Raw genomic sequence first — 15,423 nt, forward strand, 5'->3', positions numbered from 1 at the left:
CTGCTCAGCGTGACGGTGCGGTGACGCCGTCGACGAACGCGACGAGTTCCGCCGCCGCTTCCGGAACGCTCAGCGTATCGGTGCGCAGTTCGAGATCGGGCGATGCCGGCGGCTCGTACGGTGAATCGATCCCGGTGAAGGAGCGGATCGCACCCTCGCGCGCGCGCCGGTAGAGCCCTTTGGGGTCGCGCGCTTCGCACGTCGCCAGCGGAGCGTTCACGTACACCTCGTAGAACGGATGACGCGCCGCGTCGCGCGCCCGCGCGCGATCCGATACGAACGGCGAGATCAGCGAGACGATGACGACGTGCCCCGTCTCGGCGAGGATTCCGGCGACTGCCGCGGCGCGCCGCACGCTCTCGGCGCGATCCTCATCGGAGAAGGCGAGATCGGTGTTCAGCGTCGAGCGGAGGAGATCGCCGTCGACGACGCTCACCGCGATGCCGCGTTCGAACAATTCGCGTTCGGCCGCGCGCGCGAGCGTCGATTTGCCGGCGCCGGAGAGGCCGGTCAGCCACACGATCGCGGCGCGCCGGCCCGAGCGGCGTTCGCGTTCGACGAGCGTCACCGGCCCGCCGCCGTCGCCGCTCGCGTCGGCGGCGTCGATGGTGAACCCGATCGCGGCGACGCGGCTGCCGCGCAGGAGCACGCAGCGCGCTCCGTGCGGGTCGTCGGCGCGGCGGTCGAAAACGACGGGCGACGTCGCGCGCACCTGCAGGGTCACGATGTTGTGCTGGGCGTCGCCGGCGGCGCCGAGCGTGCGCGCCTCCTCGATGTCGTACGCCGACGGCGTCCCGTCGACGACGACCGGCACGTCCTGCGTCCCGCGCTTGAGACGGAGGCGTTCGTTCTGCAGCGGCCCGCGCACGTCGACCCAGAACATCTCCAGAACGAGGCGCTGCGCGACCTGCGGGCGATCGAGCGGCGGTGCGAGCACGTCGCCGCGGCCGGCGAAGCGTTCGCCGTCGAGCACGACGCCGATCGTCTCCCCCGCGGCGGCGCCGGCGACGTCGCCGTCCGGCCAGCGGACCAGGCGGTGCGCGACGACCGGGACGTCGGCGGGGAGCAGCACGAGCGGATCGCCGGAGGCGACGGTACCGCCGGCGACGGTCCCGGCGACGATCCGCGCGCCGTCGCGGCGGTAGACGTCCTGCACCGCGATTCGCAGCGGCCGCTGTACCGGCGGCGCGACGCGGCGCACGGCCTCGAGCGCATCGACGATCGTCGGCCCGTCGTACCACGGCGTGGTCGCGGCGCGGGCGGCGACGTTGTCGCCGCGGCTCGCGCTCACCGGGATCACGGCGACCGGCGGCGTGCGGCGCAGTGCGTCGCGCAGTTGTGCGCTCAACTCGCCGTAGCGCACGCGCGCATCGTCGAGCAGATCGATCTTGTTGAGCGCCACGATCACATGTCGGATGCCGAGAAACGCCAGCAGGTACGCGTGGCGCAGCGTCTGCTCGCCGATCCCGGCGGCCGCATCGACGACCAGAATCGCCGCGTCGGCTTCGGACGCCCCGCTGAGCATGTTGGCGAGAAACTGCCGGTGGCCGGGCGCGTCGATGATCGTATAGCGGCGCTGCCGGTGCGTGAACCAGATGCGCGTCGTGTCGATCGTGACCGCCTGATCGCGCTCTTCCTGCAGCGAGTCGAGCACGTACGACCATTCGGGGGCGACGCCGCGCCGCGAACTCGCCGCGACGACGTCGTCGATCTTCGACTGGTGCAGCAGGCCGAGATCATACATCAGCCGCCCGATCAGGGTCGATTTGCCGTGGTCGACGTGACCGGCGACGACGATCCGCGCGACCTGGGTCGCGGTTGCCGCCGCAAGCGGCGGCGATTCCGTCTGCACTACATGTACCCCGCGGCGCGGAGCCGCTCGAAGGAGTCTTCGCTTTCGTTGTCCATCACGCGGCCGGCGCGTTCGGGCTCGCGCGTCGCGGCCAGCTCGGCGATGATCTCGTCGAGCGACGCGGCATCGCTGCGGATCGGGACGGTGATGTTCCGCTCGCCGAGCGAACGGTAGCGCATCCCGCCGCGCGCGAGATAGAGGTCGACGTAGGGGATGGTCTCGCGCTGCGTGTAGCGCCACACGTCGAGTTCGGTCCAGTGCAGCAGCGGGTGGACGCGCACGTGCGCGCCGTGCGGAACGTCGGTCGCGTAGTAGCCCCACAGTTCCGGCGGCTGCGCGCGCACGTCCCAGGTGCCGCCGACCGAACGCGGGCTGAAGATGCGTTCCTTCGCGCGCGTCGCCTGTTCGTCGCGGCGGATCCCCACGATGATACCCTGCGCGTTCTCGCGCTGCAGGTAGTTCTTCAGGCCTTCGGTTTTGCGCGCCGCGGCGCGCGTCGCCGGCGGGAGCGTCGGATCCATCTCGGCTTCAGGCGGGCACAGCTCGACGCGCAGATCAAGCGCCCACTCGCGCGCGAGCCGGTCGCGAAACGCGTAGACTTCGTCGAGCTCGAGTTCGGTATCGAGCTGGACGAGCGGAAACGGGACCTCGCCGTAGAGCGCCTTGCGCACCAGCCACAGGAGCGCGGTCGAATCTTTCCCCATCGACCACAGCATCGCCAGAGGCCGCAGCGTCGCGTACGCTTCGCGGATGATCGCGATCGCCGCGTGCTCGAGCTGATCGAGATCGGCGGTTTCGTTCGTCATAGCAGTTTCATTCCCGCGTAGGCGAGCGCGCACATCACGGCGGGCCGCAAGAGGCCGACGTTGAGCACGCCGCACAGCCGCACGCCGACGAGCGCACCCGGCACGGCGCCGGCGGCGAGCGCGAGCGCGAGCCGCCAATCGACCGTCGCGAAGGCGGTGTGTCCGACCGCCGCGATCGGCACGATCACCGCACCGAACACGATCTCCGAGCCGATCAGCGACCGCAGCCCCAGCGCCGGCAGCGCCAGCAGCAGCAGCGGCAACGTCATCGACCCCGACCCGATCGACGTCAGCGCCACCAGAAACCCCACGACCGCGCCGATCCCCGTCACGCCGATCCCCGTCGCGCCGAGCTTGTCGAAGCGCCGCCCCGCATCGTCCCCGTTCACGCTGCGGTCGCCGAAACGCAGCCGCCGCACCGCCATCAGCACCAGCGCCGACGCCGCTGCCGCGAGGATCACGATCCCGATCGCATGCCGCTCGAACCGGTCGACCTGCGCGACGCCGGCGTGCGCGCGGAACAGCCAGAACGCCAGCAGCCCCGCCAGCGTCCCCGGCACGCCGCCGATGCTCAGGCGCCGCACCACCTCGCGATCGACCGTCCCCTGACGTAGGTGCCCGAACGCCGCGATCAGCTTCATCGGCACGCTGTACACCAGGTCGGTCCCGACAGCGACCGTCGGCGGGACCCCCACGACCAGGATCAGCAGCGGCGCGAGGAGCGAGCTCCCGCCGATCCCCGACATCCCCGAGACGATCCCGACCGCAAACCCGGCCAGCGTCACGCGCGGATCCATCAGCGGGCCGCCGCGGTGCGGACGTGCAGGCCGCACTCCGTCTTCGCGACCCACCGCCGGGCGCGCGCGTCTTCCCCGGGCGCGACCGCCCGCGTGCACGGGACGCAGCCGACGCCCGGGTACCCCTGGGCGTGCAGCGCGTTCACCGGGACGTCGTATGCCGCGACGTACTGCTCGATGTCGTCGTCGGTCCAATCGAAGAGCGGACTCACCTTGGTGATACCATCGTCATCGACGCTCATCGGCGCCACCTCGCGCCGCACCGCCGACTGCGTCCGCCGGATCCCGGTCAGCCACGCGGCGTAGCCGCGCATGAAGGCGCGGTACGGCTCGACCTTGCGCAACGCGCAGCAGAGATCGGGGTCGCGCTCCCACAGTGCCGCGCCGTAGCGCTCCGCCTGCTCGTCAAGCGATTGCGCGGGTGTCATCGCGATCGGGTCGATCCCGTAGCGTTCGCGAGCGCGTGCGGTCAGCGCGCGCACCTCGTCGAACAGCAAACCCGTGTCGAGATAGAACACCGGCACGTGCGGATCGACGCGCATCGTCATATCGAGCAGCACCATCCCGGACGGGCCCCGAACGAACAGGCGAGTGCGGTCGGAGCATGCTCGCGCAGCGTTCGGCGGATGGCGCGTTCGGCGCTTTCGATCGCGCCGCGGGCGGTGATATTCACACGAGCCTTTCATGAACCGGCACGGCGGCCCGGTGACGAAGAGCAACAAAAAAAAGCCCCGCCGTTCGGCGAGGCTTCCAGCACGTCGTTGTCGAGCGCGCGCGAATCTACGCCGTATCGGGATCGATGCGGAGACAGGAGGCACATGCGCGGACGGCGAGCGAGATCATGTCCCGGGACCCCACCACGAGGCGCGCGCGGCCGTCAATCCTTGCCGTTGCGCCGGACGCGCGCGAACAGATCGCGTGCGAACGCCGTCGCCGCGCTCTTCGCGTCGTCGTACACGCGCGACGCGTCTTCGACGCCCATCTGGCGGCCGTGGCGATAGTAGTACGAGACGCCTTCGCCGACGACCGCGGTCCCCGCATACGCGATCGCGGCCTTGATGATGATCCCGCCGACGGGGATGAAGCCCGAAAGCTCGCGAGCGAGCGCGCGCCAGCCGAAACCGCCGCCGACCACCGGCAGCAGTTCCCACAACTGGTTGAAATCCGGATCGCGGCCGTAGGTCGCGCCGATGTTGAGCATGAGCGTCATCTGAATCCCGGTGATCGCCATCATGTCGCCGGCCGATGCGAACGCGCCGAGCACGACGCCCAGCACGGGGACGTGATCGACGACGGCGCTCGCGCCCGCGACTTTGAGCGAGTTGAGCGACGCGTCTCGGGTGAGCTTTGCGGAGACGGTGTCGCGCAGCGCGGGGAGTTGCCGTCCGACGGCGACTTCGATCCCGCGGCAGCAGTCGATGAGATGCGGGAGCACGCGTCCGCGCAGCGCGTCGTAGTCCATGCGGTCGACGACGTACTCTTCGACCGTCGCCGACGCCGGCGCTTGCACCGGGCCCGAGGTCGCGGTCGCCGCGGGATCGACGACGACGTACAGAATCGGCAGCTTGAGCGCCGCGAGCCGGTCGAGCCGCATCGCCTCGCGGTCGCCGGGCCGTGCGCAGACCAGGATCGCACGTGCATCGAACGCGTCGACGTTCCGCTCGGTGTCGAGCGTCTCGAGCGCCGCCGCCGCCTCAGGCGGGATGGTGTCGCCTTCGTATCCGGCGAGGAGTACGCCCCGCAGGTCGCTCACGAGCGCCGGGTCGCCGTACAGAAAGAACTTGAACGGACGGCGGGCGCCCGCGTGGACCGCCCCGATGTTGAGCGACCCGCGCAGGCGTTCGAAGACCGCGGCGGCAGAGGCGGGATTCACATTGCGCTCCTACCCGTGGAAGCCCACCGGGGTTACGTCCGGCCGAGCGCTTCCTTGACCGGATCGTCCATGTAGTCGAGGTAGACCAAGCCGAGGAAGATCTCGAGCGACTGCGCGTACATCCCGCGCGCGTTGGCGAGGTCGACGATCGGCTTCCCGGTGCTCTTCGACTCGGCGATGATTGCCTGCGGCGCGGCGTTGGTGTCGGCGCCGACGATCACGGCGGCGGCGACCTCGCCGGGGGTGAGATCGCCCCGCGCGAGCTGATCGTAGTCGACGCCCTTGGTGTGGAAGCGGACGTTGAGCGCGTGCTGGAAGGTCGCATACCGGTCGGGCGACTCTTGCAGGCCGAGCATGTCGATGCGCGTCTGCAGCTGCCGCGCGCGCGCCATGTTGTAGAGCTGCGAGGCCTGGGTCGCGCCGACCGCGGCCTTGTTGAGCGAATCGACCGCCTTGGTCATCGTCGGCTCGATGCGGTGATAGTCCGAGAGCGCGATGTCGCCGGAACCGTCGAGCGAGACGTGCTGCAGTTCGCGCACGAACGTGTCGAGATCGCCCGCGCCGACGTCGAGCAGCGCGAGCGCGGCCCGTGCGGCGTCGACGCCGCGCACCATGTCGGCGTCGGCGGCGCCGATCGAGGTGAAGAGGCGCTGGTACGACGGGAACGTCGCGAGCGCTTGCGGCGGCGGCGCGTCGAGCTTCAGCGGCGCGCCGAGCTCGGCGAGGAGGTCGCTGTTTTCTTTGAGCAGGCCGCCTTCTTTGTTGCGTTCGAGCGAGCCGACGCCGCCGATCGTCTCCGAACTTTTTCCGGTCGCGACGTCGAGCGACTTCGACATCAGCGTGACGTTGTGCAGCAGCGTCTCCAGGCGCGAGTCCTTGCGAGGCTGGACGCGCGAGAAATCGGGGATTCCGTAGACGATGTTCTCGATCCGCGAGTTGATCGCTTTGAGCTGGTTGAGCCCTTCTTGGCGGCGGGTCGCGATCGCCGCGCCGGCCTGTGTCTCGTTGGCCTGCGCCGTGGCGAACTGATCGCGCAGCGGCCGCAGATCCGGGTGCAGGAGGTTCAGCCGTCGTTCGGCGTCGCGCAGGCCTTTGATCCGCACGTCCGCGAGCGTCTTGGCCTGCGGCGAGACCTTCTCGGCGGCCGCGGCGAGGTTCTGTTCGCCTTTCGAGACTTGGCCGAGCGCGAGCTGCGCTTCGCCCAGATCGAAGCGCGCCGTCGAATCGTCGGGCTTGCGTCCGAGGATGTCGGCGAACTTGCGCGCGGCGATCGCGTAGCGCGCGGTGTCGAGGTCGTGGATCGCCTGCGCCTGGCGCTGTTCGTCGGTTCGCAGCGCCGGGTTGAGTTCGGGATCGCCTTTGAGGTTGGCGATGCGCTTCTGCGTTCCGGGGTGATCGGCGAGATATTTGTCGAGCGCGCCGCGGGCGTCTTTTTCGGTCGCTCCGAGGTGCGCCATGAACGTGAGCGCGGCATCGGGATCGTAGCCGGCGCGCGTCATCAGCATCAGCCCGTACTTGTCGGCCTCGTTTTCGTCGTCGCGCGAGATGCGCGCCAGCGCGCCGGCCTGGATCAGCTGCCCGAAGCGGTACAGGATCGGCGAGAACAGCGAACCGATCCCGAAGAGCACGTTGAGAATCGACGCCTTGTTGTTCGCGGTGACGGCGTGGCGCCGTTCGATGTGCCCGGTTTCGTGACCGATCACGTGCGCGAGTTCGTCGTCGGACTGCACGAAGTCGATCGTGCCCTCGTTGATGTAGATGTAGCCGCCCAGCGTCGAGAACGCGTTGATGTCCGACTGATCGATGATCTTGATCGAGTACGGAATGTCTTTGCGCGCGGTCTGCGACCAGATCTTGTTCGAGATCTCGCCGACCCATTGATTGAGCAACGGATCGGTGACGATCACGTTCGCGTCGGTGATCTGCTTGTCGTACTGCTTGCCGATCTGGACCTCGGTCGAGGTCGGCAAGGCGAGCGCGGGTGCCGGGATGCTGGCACTCACCATCGCTAGCATGAGCGCGATGACGGCACAGCGGCGGAAGAGCATAGGGGCGTCCTCGAAGGCGGCTCCGGTCTGCGCCGGGGACTTCACGTTCGACGTGCGATCCCCCGGACTCTCCACCGATAGCAGACGTTTCTGAGGAATGCTTGTGGACAAGCGCACCTTCTTGTGCAATCGGTGTGGAAGGCGCAGGGCCGGTTCCGCCCGGCGTGGGAAGCGCCGCGGATCATGATGCCGGGAAGAAGCCGATGAGCTCCGTGCGCGGCCGCGGCCGCAATTTGGAGATCGCCGTCGATCGCGCGCTCGCCGCGGCGAGCGAGGAACTGCGCGCACAGTTTGCCGAGCGGCCCGACTTCTACCGCGGCAGCCGCGCCGTCGCAAACCTCGGCGCGCTCGAGCCGGCGGCGTTCGAGATCGCCGCGTTTCGCGACGTCCTCGCCGAGTACGGGATCGTCCTCGACGGCGTGACCGGACTCGAATCGATCGCGGGCGCGGTCGCCGAACTCGACTTGGCCTACCTGGGGACGGCACAGGCAACAGAAGTCGCGGCCCTGCCGCGCCAGCGGCATCAGCGCGAAGTGCGCCTCTCCGACGAAGCCCGCTCGCTCATCGCCGACTTCGCGGGCGCGCGCGCCGACATGGTGCGCCGGCGCCAGAGCCCGCCGGCGAGCGCGGGACCGGCGACGGCGGTCGCGTCGGCCGGCGTCGCGATCCCGCAGCCGCCCCGGCCGGTTCCGGTCGGCATCTCGACGCTCTACCACCGCGGCACCCTGCGCGGCGGCCAGGCACTCCACAACCTCGGCAACCTGGTCGTCATCGGCGACGTGAATCCGGGTGCGGAGCTCGTCGCGTCGGGCGACATCGTCGTCTTCGGCGCGCTGCGCGGCGTCGCGCACGCGGGCGCGCAGGGCGACCGCGGCGCGCGCGTGATCGCGCTCGAGCTCGCACCGACGCAATTGCGCATCGCCACCGTCATCGCAACCAGCGGCAGCGACCGCGTCAAACGCGGCCCCGAACACGCCTCGATCGTCGACGAACGCATCGTCGTCGTCCCGTTCGCGGAAGCCGACCTGCGAAAGGAGACCATCGTATGAGCGCACGGCGCATCGTGTTGACGTCCGGTAAGGGCGGAGTCGGGAAGACGACGACGACGGCGAATCTGGGAGCCGCGCTGGCGATGCGCGGCAAGCAGGTCGTGCTGGTCGACGCGGACATCGGGCTGCGCAACCTCGACCTCGTGCTGGGCGTCGAGAAGCGGATCGTCTTCGATCTGGTCGAGGTCGTCGAAGGCCGCTGTCAGCTGCGGCAGGCGCTGATCAAGGACAAGCGGCTCGAAAACCTTTCGATCCTGCCGGCGGCGCAGACGCGCGACAAGACCGCGATCACCGAACTGCAGTTCGCCGACGTCGTCACCCAGCTCGGCGAGATGTTCGACTACGTGCTGATCGACTGCCCGGCCGGGATCGAGCACGGCTTCCGCAACGCGATCGCCGGCGCCACCGAGGCGATCGTCGTCACGACGCCCGAAGTGTCGGCGATCCGCGATGCCGACCGCGTCATCGGGAAGCTCAACGAGCGCGGTCTCCCGCTGCGCCTGATCGTCAACCGCATCCGTCCCGAGATGGTGCGCAGCGGCGACATGCTCTCCGTCGACGACGTCACCGATATCCTCTCCGCCGAACTGCTCGGCATCGTCCCCGACGACGAGGAAGTCGTCGATACCGCAAATCGCGGCGAGCCGCTCGTGCTCAACCCTGACTCGCGCCTGGGCGCGATCTACGGCAAGGTCGCGCGCCGTCTCGAAGGCGAGCTGGTGCCCTTCACCGACCTGCAGCCGCCGGGTTTCTTCGAACGCCTCTTCGGAAAGGCGGGATGAGCGCGCATGCTCAACGACGTGATCCCCGAACCCGCCGACGCGCCGGTCCCCAAGAAGCGGGGCCGCGCGATCGTCGTCACCAGCGGGAAAGGCGGCGTCGGAAAAACGACGACGACCGCCAACGTCGGCGCCGCTCTCGCTGCCGCCGGTGCCGCCGTCGTGCTGGTCGACGCCGACGTCGGGCTGCGCAATCTCGACATCGTGCTGGGGCTCGAAGCGCGCGTTCGCCACCACGTGCTCGACGTGCTCGAGCAGAACGCGACGCTCGACGACGCCCTGGTCACCGACAAGCGCGTCCCGGCGTTGCGGCTGCTCGCCGCCGCGCAGACGCGCGAGAAGGACGACGTCGACACCGATGGGTTCCGCGCGCTGATCGATACGCTGCGCGAGCGCTTCGACTACGTGCTCGTCGACTGTCCGGCCGGGATCGAGAAAGGCTTCGTCAACGCGATCGCCGGCGCCGACGAAGCGATCGTCGTCTGCACGCCGGAGGTCGCCGCGGTGCGCGACGCCGACCGCGTCGTCGGTCTGCTCGGCGACAGCCGCAAGGTCTCGCTGATCGTCAACCGCCTGCGCCCGGCGCTCGTTCGCAAGGGAAAGATGCTCTCGGTCGACGACGTGAACGAGATCCTGCATCTGCCGCTGCTCGGCGTCGTCGCCGACGCGCCCGACGTCATCGTCTCGACGAACAAGGGCGAACCGGTCGCGCTCGATCCGGCCTCGCCGGTGGGGAGCGCGTATCGCGCGATCGCTCAGCGCATCGCCGGAACGCTCACCACCGCGCCCGAGATTCCGCGCGAGAAAACGTTTTTCGAAAAGCTCTTCGGGAGCCGCTCCTAGTGTTTGATTTCTTCAACCGGCTGTTCGGCCAAAAACCCTCGAGCGCGACGGCGAAAGAACGCCTGCGCCTCGTCCTGCTCTCCGATCACATCTCGCTCGCGCCCGATGTCGTCGAGGCGCTCAAGCACGATCTGATCGAGGTAATCTCGCGCTACGTCGAGGTCGACGTCGCCAATTGCGACGTCTCCTTCGAGCAGCAGGACAAGGCGGTCGCGATGCTCGCGAACATCCCGATCCTCGGGATGCAGAAGCGCACGCCGCCGGCCCCGCAGCCGCCGCGCCCGGCGGCACCGGAGCCGCCGCCCGCGCCGTCGCTGGGGCCTGTCGGCGGCGCCGCCGCGGTCGCCGCGGCGCCGGAACCGGCGACGGCGAATGCGACGGTGGCGGAAGCCGTGACGCAGCGCGACGGAATTGCGGCCCTTGCCGCGGTGATCAGCGAACCTGCAGCGCCGGCGGCGCCGCCCGAGACGGCGTCGCACGAAACGCCCGCGCCGGCCGTCACGAAATCGTCCGCTTCAGCGGCAAACGGCTCGGCACCGAAGCCCGCCGGAGGGCCTTCGTCGAAATCGTCAGGGAACGGGAGCGGCTCGACGCGCCGGCGGCGACGCAAAGCCGCGCACGCCGCGCAGAATCAGCCGCCGGGCTTGCCGCGACCGCAGCCGACGTAACGGAACCGGCGCCGCGGAAGTGCGCCGGCGCGTGCGGAGTTTTCGCGCGGCCGTCGAACTGATGCAGCGCGTTGGAACGTCCTTGGTACACGCGGTTCAACTGGCCGCTCGCGATCCTTCCGATCCTCACCACGGTGTACGGGATCGTCTTCATTCGCTCGGCGACGCTGCATGACCGCAGCGCGGCGAGCGAATGGCGCAGTCAAATGCTCTACGCTGCGGTCGGCATCGTGCTGATGATCGGCGTCGCGTTCGTCGACTATCGCGTGTGGCGGCGCTGGGCGCTGCCGATGTACGTGGTGACGCTGGGGCTGCTGGCGTTCATCACGTTCAAGGGACACGAGGCGCTCGGCGCGGCGCGCTGGATCAAGATCGGATCGTTCACGTTCCAGCCGTCGGAGCCGGCGAAGCTCGTTCTCGCGATCACGATCGCCGCACTGCTGTGCCGGGGCAGTTATCGCAAGATCCAGGAGCTGTGGCTGCCGCTCGTCGCCGTTGCGGTGCCCGCGGTGCTCATCCTTAAGCAGCCCGATCTGGGGACGACGCTGGTGATCGGGGCGATCTTCACCGCCGAGCTCTACTTCGGGCTCCCCAACCTCTTCGATTTCGGGCTGTACGTCGGCGGCGTCGCGGCGGCCGCAGCGTACGTTCTCACCAGCGAGAAGATCCTCAAGCCGTTCCAGCGCGCGCGCCTTACCGTGTTCCTCGATCCGAAGGTCGATCCGCAAGGCGTCGGCTACAACCTCAACCAGTCGAAGATCGCGGTGGGCAGCGGCGAGTGGTTCGGCAAGGGTCTCTTCCACGGCACGCAGACGCAGCTCGCGTTCGTACCGGAAAACTCGCGCGATTTCATCTTCACCGCGGTCGGCGAAGAGACGGGATTCGTCGGTGCCGCCCTGCTCCTCGCGCTGTACGCCGCAACAATCGGCTTCGCGATGCGCTCGGTGTTCGCGGCGAAGGACCGGTTCGGCGTCCTGCTCTCCGTCGGGCTCGTCGCGATGCTCGCCTTTCACATTGTCGTCAACGTCGGGATGACGATCGGGATCATGCCCATCACCGGAATTCCGCTGCCGTTCATGTCGTATGGCGGCAGCGCGCTGATGACCGACTACATCGCGGTCGGAATGCTGCTCAACATCGTGCTGCAGAAGGACAAGCTGGTCTTCGGCGACAGCACCGTGCGCCGCGCCTGAACGAAAGGAGCGTGCCCATGAGCGACGACACGCCGCTGGAGCAGCTCGAGGCGGCGAGCCGCGACGTCGAAGACCTCGCGACACGGGTCGTGCTGCGGGGCCGCGCCTTCGGGGCCGAGGTCGGCGCGCACAACCGGATCGAGATCGTGCGCCGCCGCCTGAAGCTCGCACAGGACGAACTGGCGAGCTATCCCGGCTCTGCCGACGACATCACCGACGAGTGAGCGGCCGCAAGGCGCCGCCGGAGCAAAGGACCATCCCCGCGGGTGCCGGAACAGAAACCCCGAGAGCACGCGACGAGCGATCGCGTTCGCCGAGAGCGGCGACGTTGGATCGTACCGAGTGCCTTCGCTAGTTTTTCAACGATACCGATAGGGGCGAATGCGTCCGCCCGTGGTGCCCGCTCGATGACACGCTGCTCGGCTTCTCGCTCAAGGTAAGCGAACCCGAGGTCGCACGTCGTCGCGATGTGTGCGCGGATGAACGGCCGCCGTCGCCCGAGAGAGGCCACGTACTTTGTCGACCGATATCCTGATCTCGAGCGATCCGTGGGAGAACCGCGTCGCGATCCTCGAGGACGGTCGTCTCGCGGAGATCTACGTCGAGCGCGACGAACGCGTCATCGGCTCCATCTACAAAGGCAAGGTCGTCAACGTCCTGCCCGGGATGGGTGCCAGCTTCGTCGACATCGGACTGGGGCGCAACGCGTTCCTCTACGTCGACGACATCAACAAGACGCCGCTCAACATCGGTGACGTCGAGGTGATGGAAGGCCGCAGCGGCTACACCATCACCGAGAAGGTCAGCCGCGGCGACGACGTCCTGGTGCAGATCGTCAAGGAGCCGCGCGGACTCAAGGGCGCGCGCGTCTCGACCAACATCTCGCTCCCCGGACGCTACCTGATCCTGATGCCGACCGGCAAGTTCAGCGGCGTCTCGCGCAAGATCGAGTCCGCCGACGAACGCAACCGGCTCAAGGCGATCATGAAGGCGATCCGTCCCGAAGGGATGGCGACCGTCGTGCGCACCGCGGCCGCCAACGTCTCCAACGCCGAACTGATCGCCGATCTCGGCGTGCTCATCCGGATGTGGCACGGGATCCTCGAACAGTACAAACGCGTCGCCGCGCCGGCGCTGCTGCACAAGGACATGAACCTCGTCTACAAAACCGCGCGTGACTTCATCACGCCGGAGGTCGGCCACGTGTGGCTCGACGACGAGACGGAAACCGAGAACGTGCGCGACTTCATGCGCCTGCTCGGACCGCAGTATGTCGAACGCATTCAATACTACGAGCACGGTAAACGGCTCTTCGCCGACTTCAAGATCGACGATGAGATCGCGCGGCTGATGCGGCCGACGGTCAAACTGCCGTCGGGCGGCTCGATCGTGATCGAATCGACCGAAGCGCTGACCGTCATCGACGTCAACTCCGGGAAGTTCACCGGCGGCAAGAACCTCGACGACACGATCGTGCGCACCAACGTCGAAGCGGCCGCCGAGGTCGCGCGCCAAGTCCGCTTGCGCGACATCGGCGGGATCATCGTCTGCGACTTCATCGACATGTCGTCGGAGAACGACCGCAACCGCGTCATCGCGACGCTGCAGGAAGGCCTGCGCAAGGACCGCACGCGCTCGACGATCCAGTCGTTCTCGCCGCTGGGCCTGCTCGAGTTCACGCGCAAGCGCGTCGGCAAAGATCTCGGCCAGCAGCTGCGCGGGAAGTGCCCGACGTGCGAGGGGCTCGGTAGCGTGATGTCGCCGGAGTCCGTGACGATCGGCGCGTTCCGCGAGATCTCCGCGCACCGCAACGGTGCGGCAAAACACGTGCACATCGCGGCGGCGCCGATCGTCGCCGCGCAGGCGGAGTACTGGTACGCGGACGAGCGTCTCAAGCTCGCCGAACAGCTGGGCGCGCAGATCGACGTGTTCGTCGATCCTGCCGTCCATCCCGAACGCCCGCGCATCGTCTGGGGCGACGACAACCTCCCGCCGTTCGGTCAGATCCGCGTCGGCGACGAGTACGAGGTCGAGCTGCTCTCGACGCGGCTCCCGAACGCGACCTCGGCGGCGGCGATCGTCGCCGGACGGATCGTCGAGGTCGAGAACGCGGTCAACGCCGCGGGCAAGACGATCCGCATCCGGATCATCGACGTCGACGGCAGCGACATCCTCGCCGAAGCGCGCACGCCGGTCGAAGCCGCCGTCGCGATCGGCGAAGGCGGGAAGAAGCGCCGCCGCCGGGGCGGGAAGGGCCGCCGCGGTCGCGAGCTGACCGCCGCCGAGCAGGCCGACGAACTGCGCGAGCTCGCAGAAGAAGCCGAGAAAGGCTTGGGCGGACGGACCGCCATCGGGATCTCGACGACCGATGAGGTCGTCGCCAAGAACGCCGCCCCGAAGACGACCGCGCAGAAGGCCGCGGACGGCAAGGTCGCGCTGCTCCGGGGCGAGTCGCTCTCCGGTCCGCGCGCCGCGATCCTCCCCGGCGAGAAGCTCTCCGGCGACCGCGTCGCCGCGCTCTCGTCCGCACCGCTGGCGCCGCCGCAGACCCCGGCCGCCGCCGCCGGCGTCATGCCGGCGCCCAACGGCGATGCGACGGAGTCCGAAGAGGGCCGCCGTCGCCGTCGCCGCCGTCGCCGCGGGCGCGGCGGAGCCGCTGACGTTGCCGCCTCGGCGGCCGCGCCGATCCGCAGCCAGGCCGGCGCGGTCGCGGTCGACGCCGATCTCGATGACGACGAGGAACTCGAGGAGCGCTCCGGAGCCGACGCCGTTGCGGTTGCGGCGGGCGTCCCCGGCGAGAACGGGGAGCGGAAACGTCGCCGCCGTCGCCGCCGTCGCCGCGGGCGCGGAGGCGCGGGCGCCGAGGGGCAGGCCGTGGCCGCCGCGAGCGGCGAGCCCGGCGCCGTCCCCGACCGGCATATCTTCCGCGTCGACGCCGGCGGGGCCGCGCATCCGACGGGCGAGACCGCACCGCCGGTGCCGTCTCGCGCGATCGCGCCCTGGAACCGCGAGCGCGGCGAGATCGCACTCGAGCCGCCGCCGGCCGTCATTACCGCGCCTCCCGAGCCGGCCGAAGCGGTGAAGGCCGCCCGCCCAACCCGGCGCCGCCGCCCGCTCGCCGACACACCGGCCCGCGGCGGGAGACTGGAGACGGCCGCACCGGTCCCCGCGCTCCCCGCACCGGCCGCCGAGGCTGCCGTCGCCCAGGCGACGCCGCGGCGCCGCACGTCGCGGACGAAGGCCGCCGAGGCCGCCGCACCCGCCGTCGAAACCGCTGCGCCGGCGACCAAGCCGCGTACGCGCAAGACGACGGCGACAGCCGCCGGCGCGGCGAAGGCGCCCGCCAAGAAGGCCGCCGCGAAAAAAACGACGGCGAAGAAGGCGACTGCCGAGAAAGCCGGCGCCGTGAAGGCGGCTCCGGCGAAGAAGGCGACCGCCGCGAAGAAGGCCGCGAGCGGCACGCGCAAGGCGCCTGCGGCGAAGAAAGCGACGACGACCCGGAAGAAACGCTGAAC

At 69.4% G+C, this 15,423-nt stretch carries 13 protein-coding genes; 7 read left to right on the forward strand and 6 right to left on the reverse strand.

Annotated features, from left to right (window positions below):
* Positions 1-4: 4 nt before the first annotated feature.
* The 6 genes from cysC to WPS_RS00225 all read right to left on the reverse strand — a co-directional run bounded on the left by cysC (position 5) and on the right by WPS_RS00225 (position 7,334).
* Positions 5-1,852: an adenylyl-sulfate kinase gene (gene cysC / locus WPS_RS00200; RefSeq protein ID WP_317995855.1), complete on the reverse strand. Its 1,848-nt coding sequence runs from the start codon at positions 1,850-1,852 to the stop codon at positions 5-7.
* On the reverse strand, positions 1,852-2,658 hold the full coding sequence (gene cysD, locus WPS_RS00205) for a sulfate adenylyltransferase subunit CysD (protein WP_317995856.1): 807 nt from the start codon (positions 2,656-2,658) through the stop codon (positions 1,852-1,854). The genes cysC and cysD overlap by 1 nt, the downstream gene beginning before the upstream one ends.
* Positions 2,655-3,491 (reverse strand): sulfite exporter TauE/SafE family protein, encoded by an 837-nt coding sequence (locus tag WPS_RS00210; protein ID WP_317995857.1) that lies wholly within the window; start codon positions 3,489-3,491, stop codon positions 2,655-2,657. Before WPS_RS00210 ends, cysD begins: the two co-directional genes overlap by 4 nt.
* Positions 3,455-4,018: a phosphoadenylyl-sulfate reductase gene (locus WPS_RS00215; protein ID WP_317995858.1), complete on the reverse strand. Its 564-nt coding sequence runs from the start codon at positions 4,016-4,018 to the stop codon at positions 3,455-3,457. Before WPS_RS00215 ends, WPS_RS00210 begins: the two co-directional genes overlap by 37 nt.
* A 314-nt stretch (positions 4,019-4,332) precedes the next feature.
* Positions 4,333-5,328, reverse strand: coding sequence for a hypothetical protein (locus tag WPS_RS00220; RefSeq protein WP_317995859.1), 996 nt, complete (start codon positions 5,326-5,328; stop codon positions 4,333-4,335).
* Positions 5,329-5,360: 32 nt separating this feature from the next.
* The gene (locus WPS_RS00225) at positions 5,361-7,334 is read right to left on the reverse strand and encodes a M48 family metalloprotease (protein WP_317995860.1); all 1,974 of its coding nucleotides are present in this window, start codon (positions 7,332-7,334) and stop codon (positions 5,361-5,363) included.
* A gap of 245 nt (positions 7,335-7,579) precedes the next feature.
* Between WPS_RS00225 and WPS_RS00230 the strand changes: the two genes are divergently transcribed.
* The 7 genes from WPS_RS00230 to WPS_RS00260 all read left to right on the forward strand — a co-directional run bounded on the left by WPS_RS00230 (position 7,580) and on the right by WPS_RS00260 (position 15,421).
* A complete protein-coding gene (locus WPS_RS00230; protein WP_317995861.1) occupies positions 7,580-8,425 on the forward strand; it encodes a septum site-determining protein MinC in 846 nt (281 codons plus the stop codon).
* The gene (gene minD, locus WPS_RS00235) at positions 8,422-9,207 is read left to right on the forward strand and encodes a septum site-determining protein MinD (RefSeq protein ID WP_317995862.1); all 786 of its coding nucleotides are present in this window, start codon (positions 8,422-8,424) and stop codon (positions 9,205-9,207) included. The genes WPS_RS00230 and minD (WPS_RS00235) overlap by 4 nt, the downstream gene beginning before the upstream one ends.
* Positions 9,208-9,213: 6 nt before the next feature.
* Positions 9,214-10,047, forward strand: a complete 834-nt coding sequence (minD, locus tag WPS_RS00240; RefSeq protein WP_317995863.1) for a septum site-determining protein MinD — start codon at positions 9,214-9,216, stop codon at positions 10,045-10,047.
* Positions 10,047-10,715, forward strand: coding sequence for a cell division topological specificity factor MinE (gene minE / locus WPS_RS00245; RefSeq protein ID WP_317995864.1), 669 nt, complete (start codon positions 10,047-10,049; stop codon positions 10,713-10,715). Before minD (WPS_RS00240) ends, minE begins: the two co-directional genes overlap by 1 nt.
* Positions 10,716-10,786: 71 nt before the next feature.
* Complete coding sequence (gene rodA / locus WPS_RS00250; protein WP_317995865.1) at positions 10,787-11,908, forward strand: rod shape-determining protein RodA; 1,122 nt, start codon at positions 10,787-10,789, stop codon at positions 11,906-11,908.
* A gap of 17 nt (positions 11,909-11,925) precedes the next feature.
* Positions 11,926-12,132 (forward strand): hypothetical protein, encoded by a 207-nt coding sequence (locus WPS_RS00255; RefSeq protein ID WP_317995866.1) that lies wholly within the window; start codon positions 11,926-11,928, stop codon positions 12,130-12,132.
* Positions 12,133-12,424: 292 nt separating this feature from the next.
* Positions 12,425-15,421: an Rne/Rng family ribonuclease gene (locus WPS_RS00260; RefSeq protein ID WP_317995867.1), complete on the forward strand. Its 2,997-nt coding sequence runs from the start codon at positions 12,425-12,427 to the stop codon at positions 15,419-15,421.
* The last annotated feature ends 2 nt before the right edge of the window (positions 15,422-15,423 follow it).

Origin of the sequence: Vulcanimicrobium alpinum (assembly GCF_027923555.1) — a bacterium.
GTDB lineage: Bacteria > Vulcanimicrobiota > Vulcanimicrobiia > Vulcanimicrobiales > Vulcanimicrobiaceae > Vulcanimicrobium > Vulcanimicrobium alpinum.

What these genes read in the sequence shown, in the direction of transcription:
- WPS_RS00215 (WP_317995858.1), bottom strand. Translation starts at nt 4,018, where the DNA reads ATGGTGCTGCTCGATATGACGATGCGCGTCGATCCGCACGTGCCGGTG.
- cysD (WP_317995856.1), bottom strand. Translation starts at nt 2,658, where the DNA reads ATGACGAACGAAACCGCCGATCTCGATCAGCTCGAGCACGCGGCGATC.
- minD (WP_317995863.1), top strand. Translation starts at nt 9,214, where the DNA reads ATGCTCAACGACGTGATCCCCGAACCCGCCGACGCGCCGGTCCCCAAG.
- WPS_RS00255 (WP_317995866.1), top strand. Translation starts at nt 11,926, where the DNA reads ATGAGCGACGACACGCCGCTGGAGCAGCTCGAGGCGGCGAGCCGCGAC.
- minD (WP_317995862.1), top strand. Translation starts at nt 8,422, where the DNA reads ATGAGCGCACGGCGCATCGTGTTGACGTCCGGTAAGGGCGGAGTCGGG.
- WPS_RS00225 (WP_317995860.1), bottom strand. Translation starts at nt 7,334, where the DNA reads ATGGTGAGTGCCAGCATCCCGGCACCCGCGCTCGCCTTGCCGACCTCG.
- WPS_RS00230 (WP_317995861.1), top strand. Translation starts at nt 7,580, where the DNA reads ATGAGCTCCGTGCGCGGCCGCGGCCGCAATTTGGAGATCGCCGTCGAT.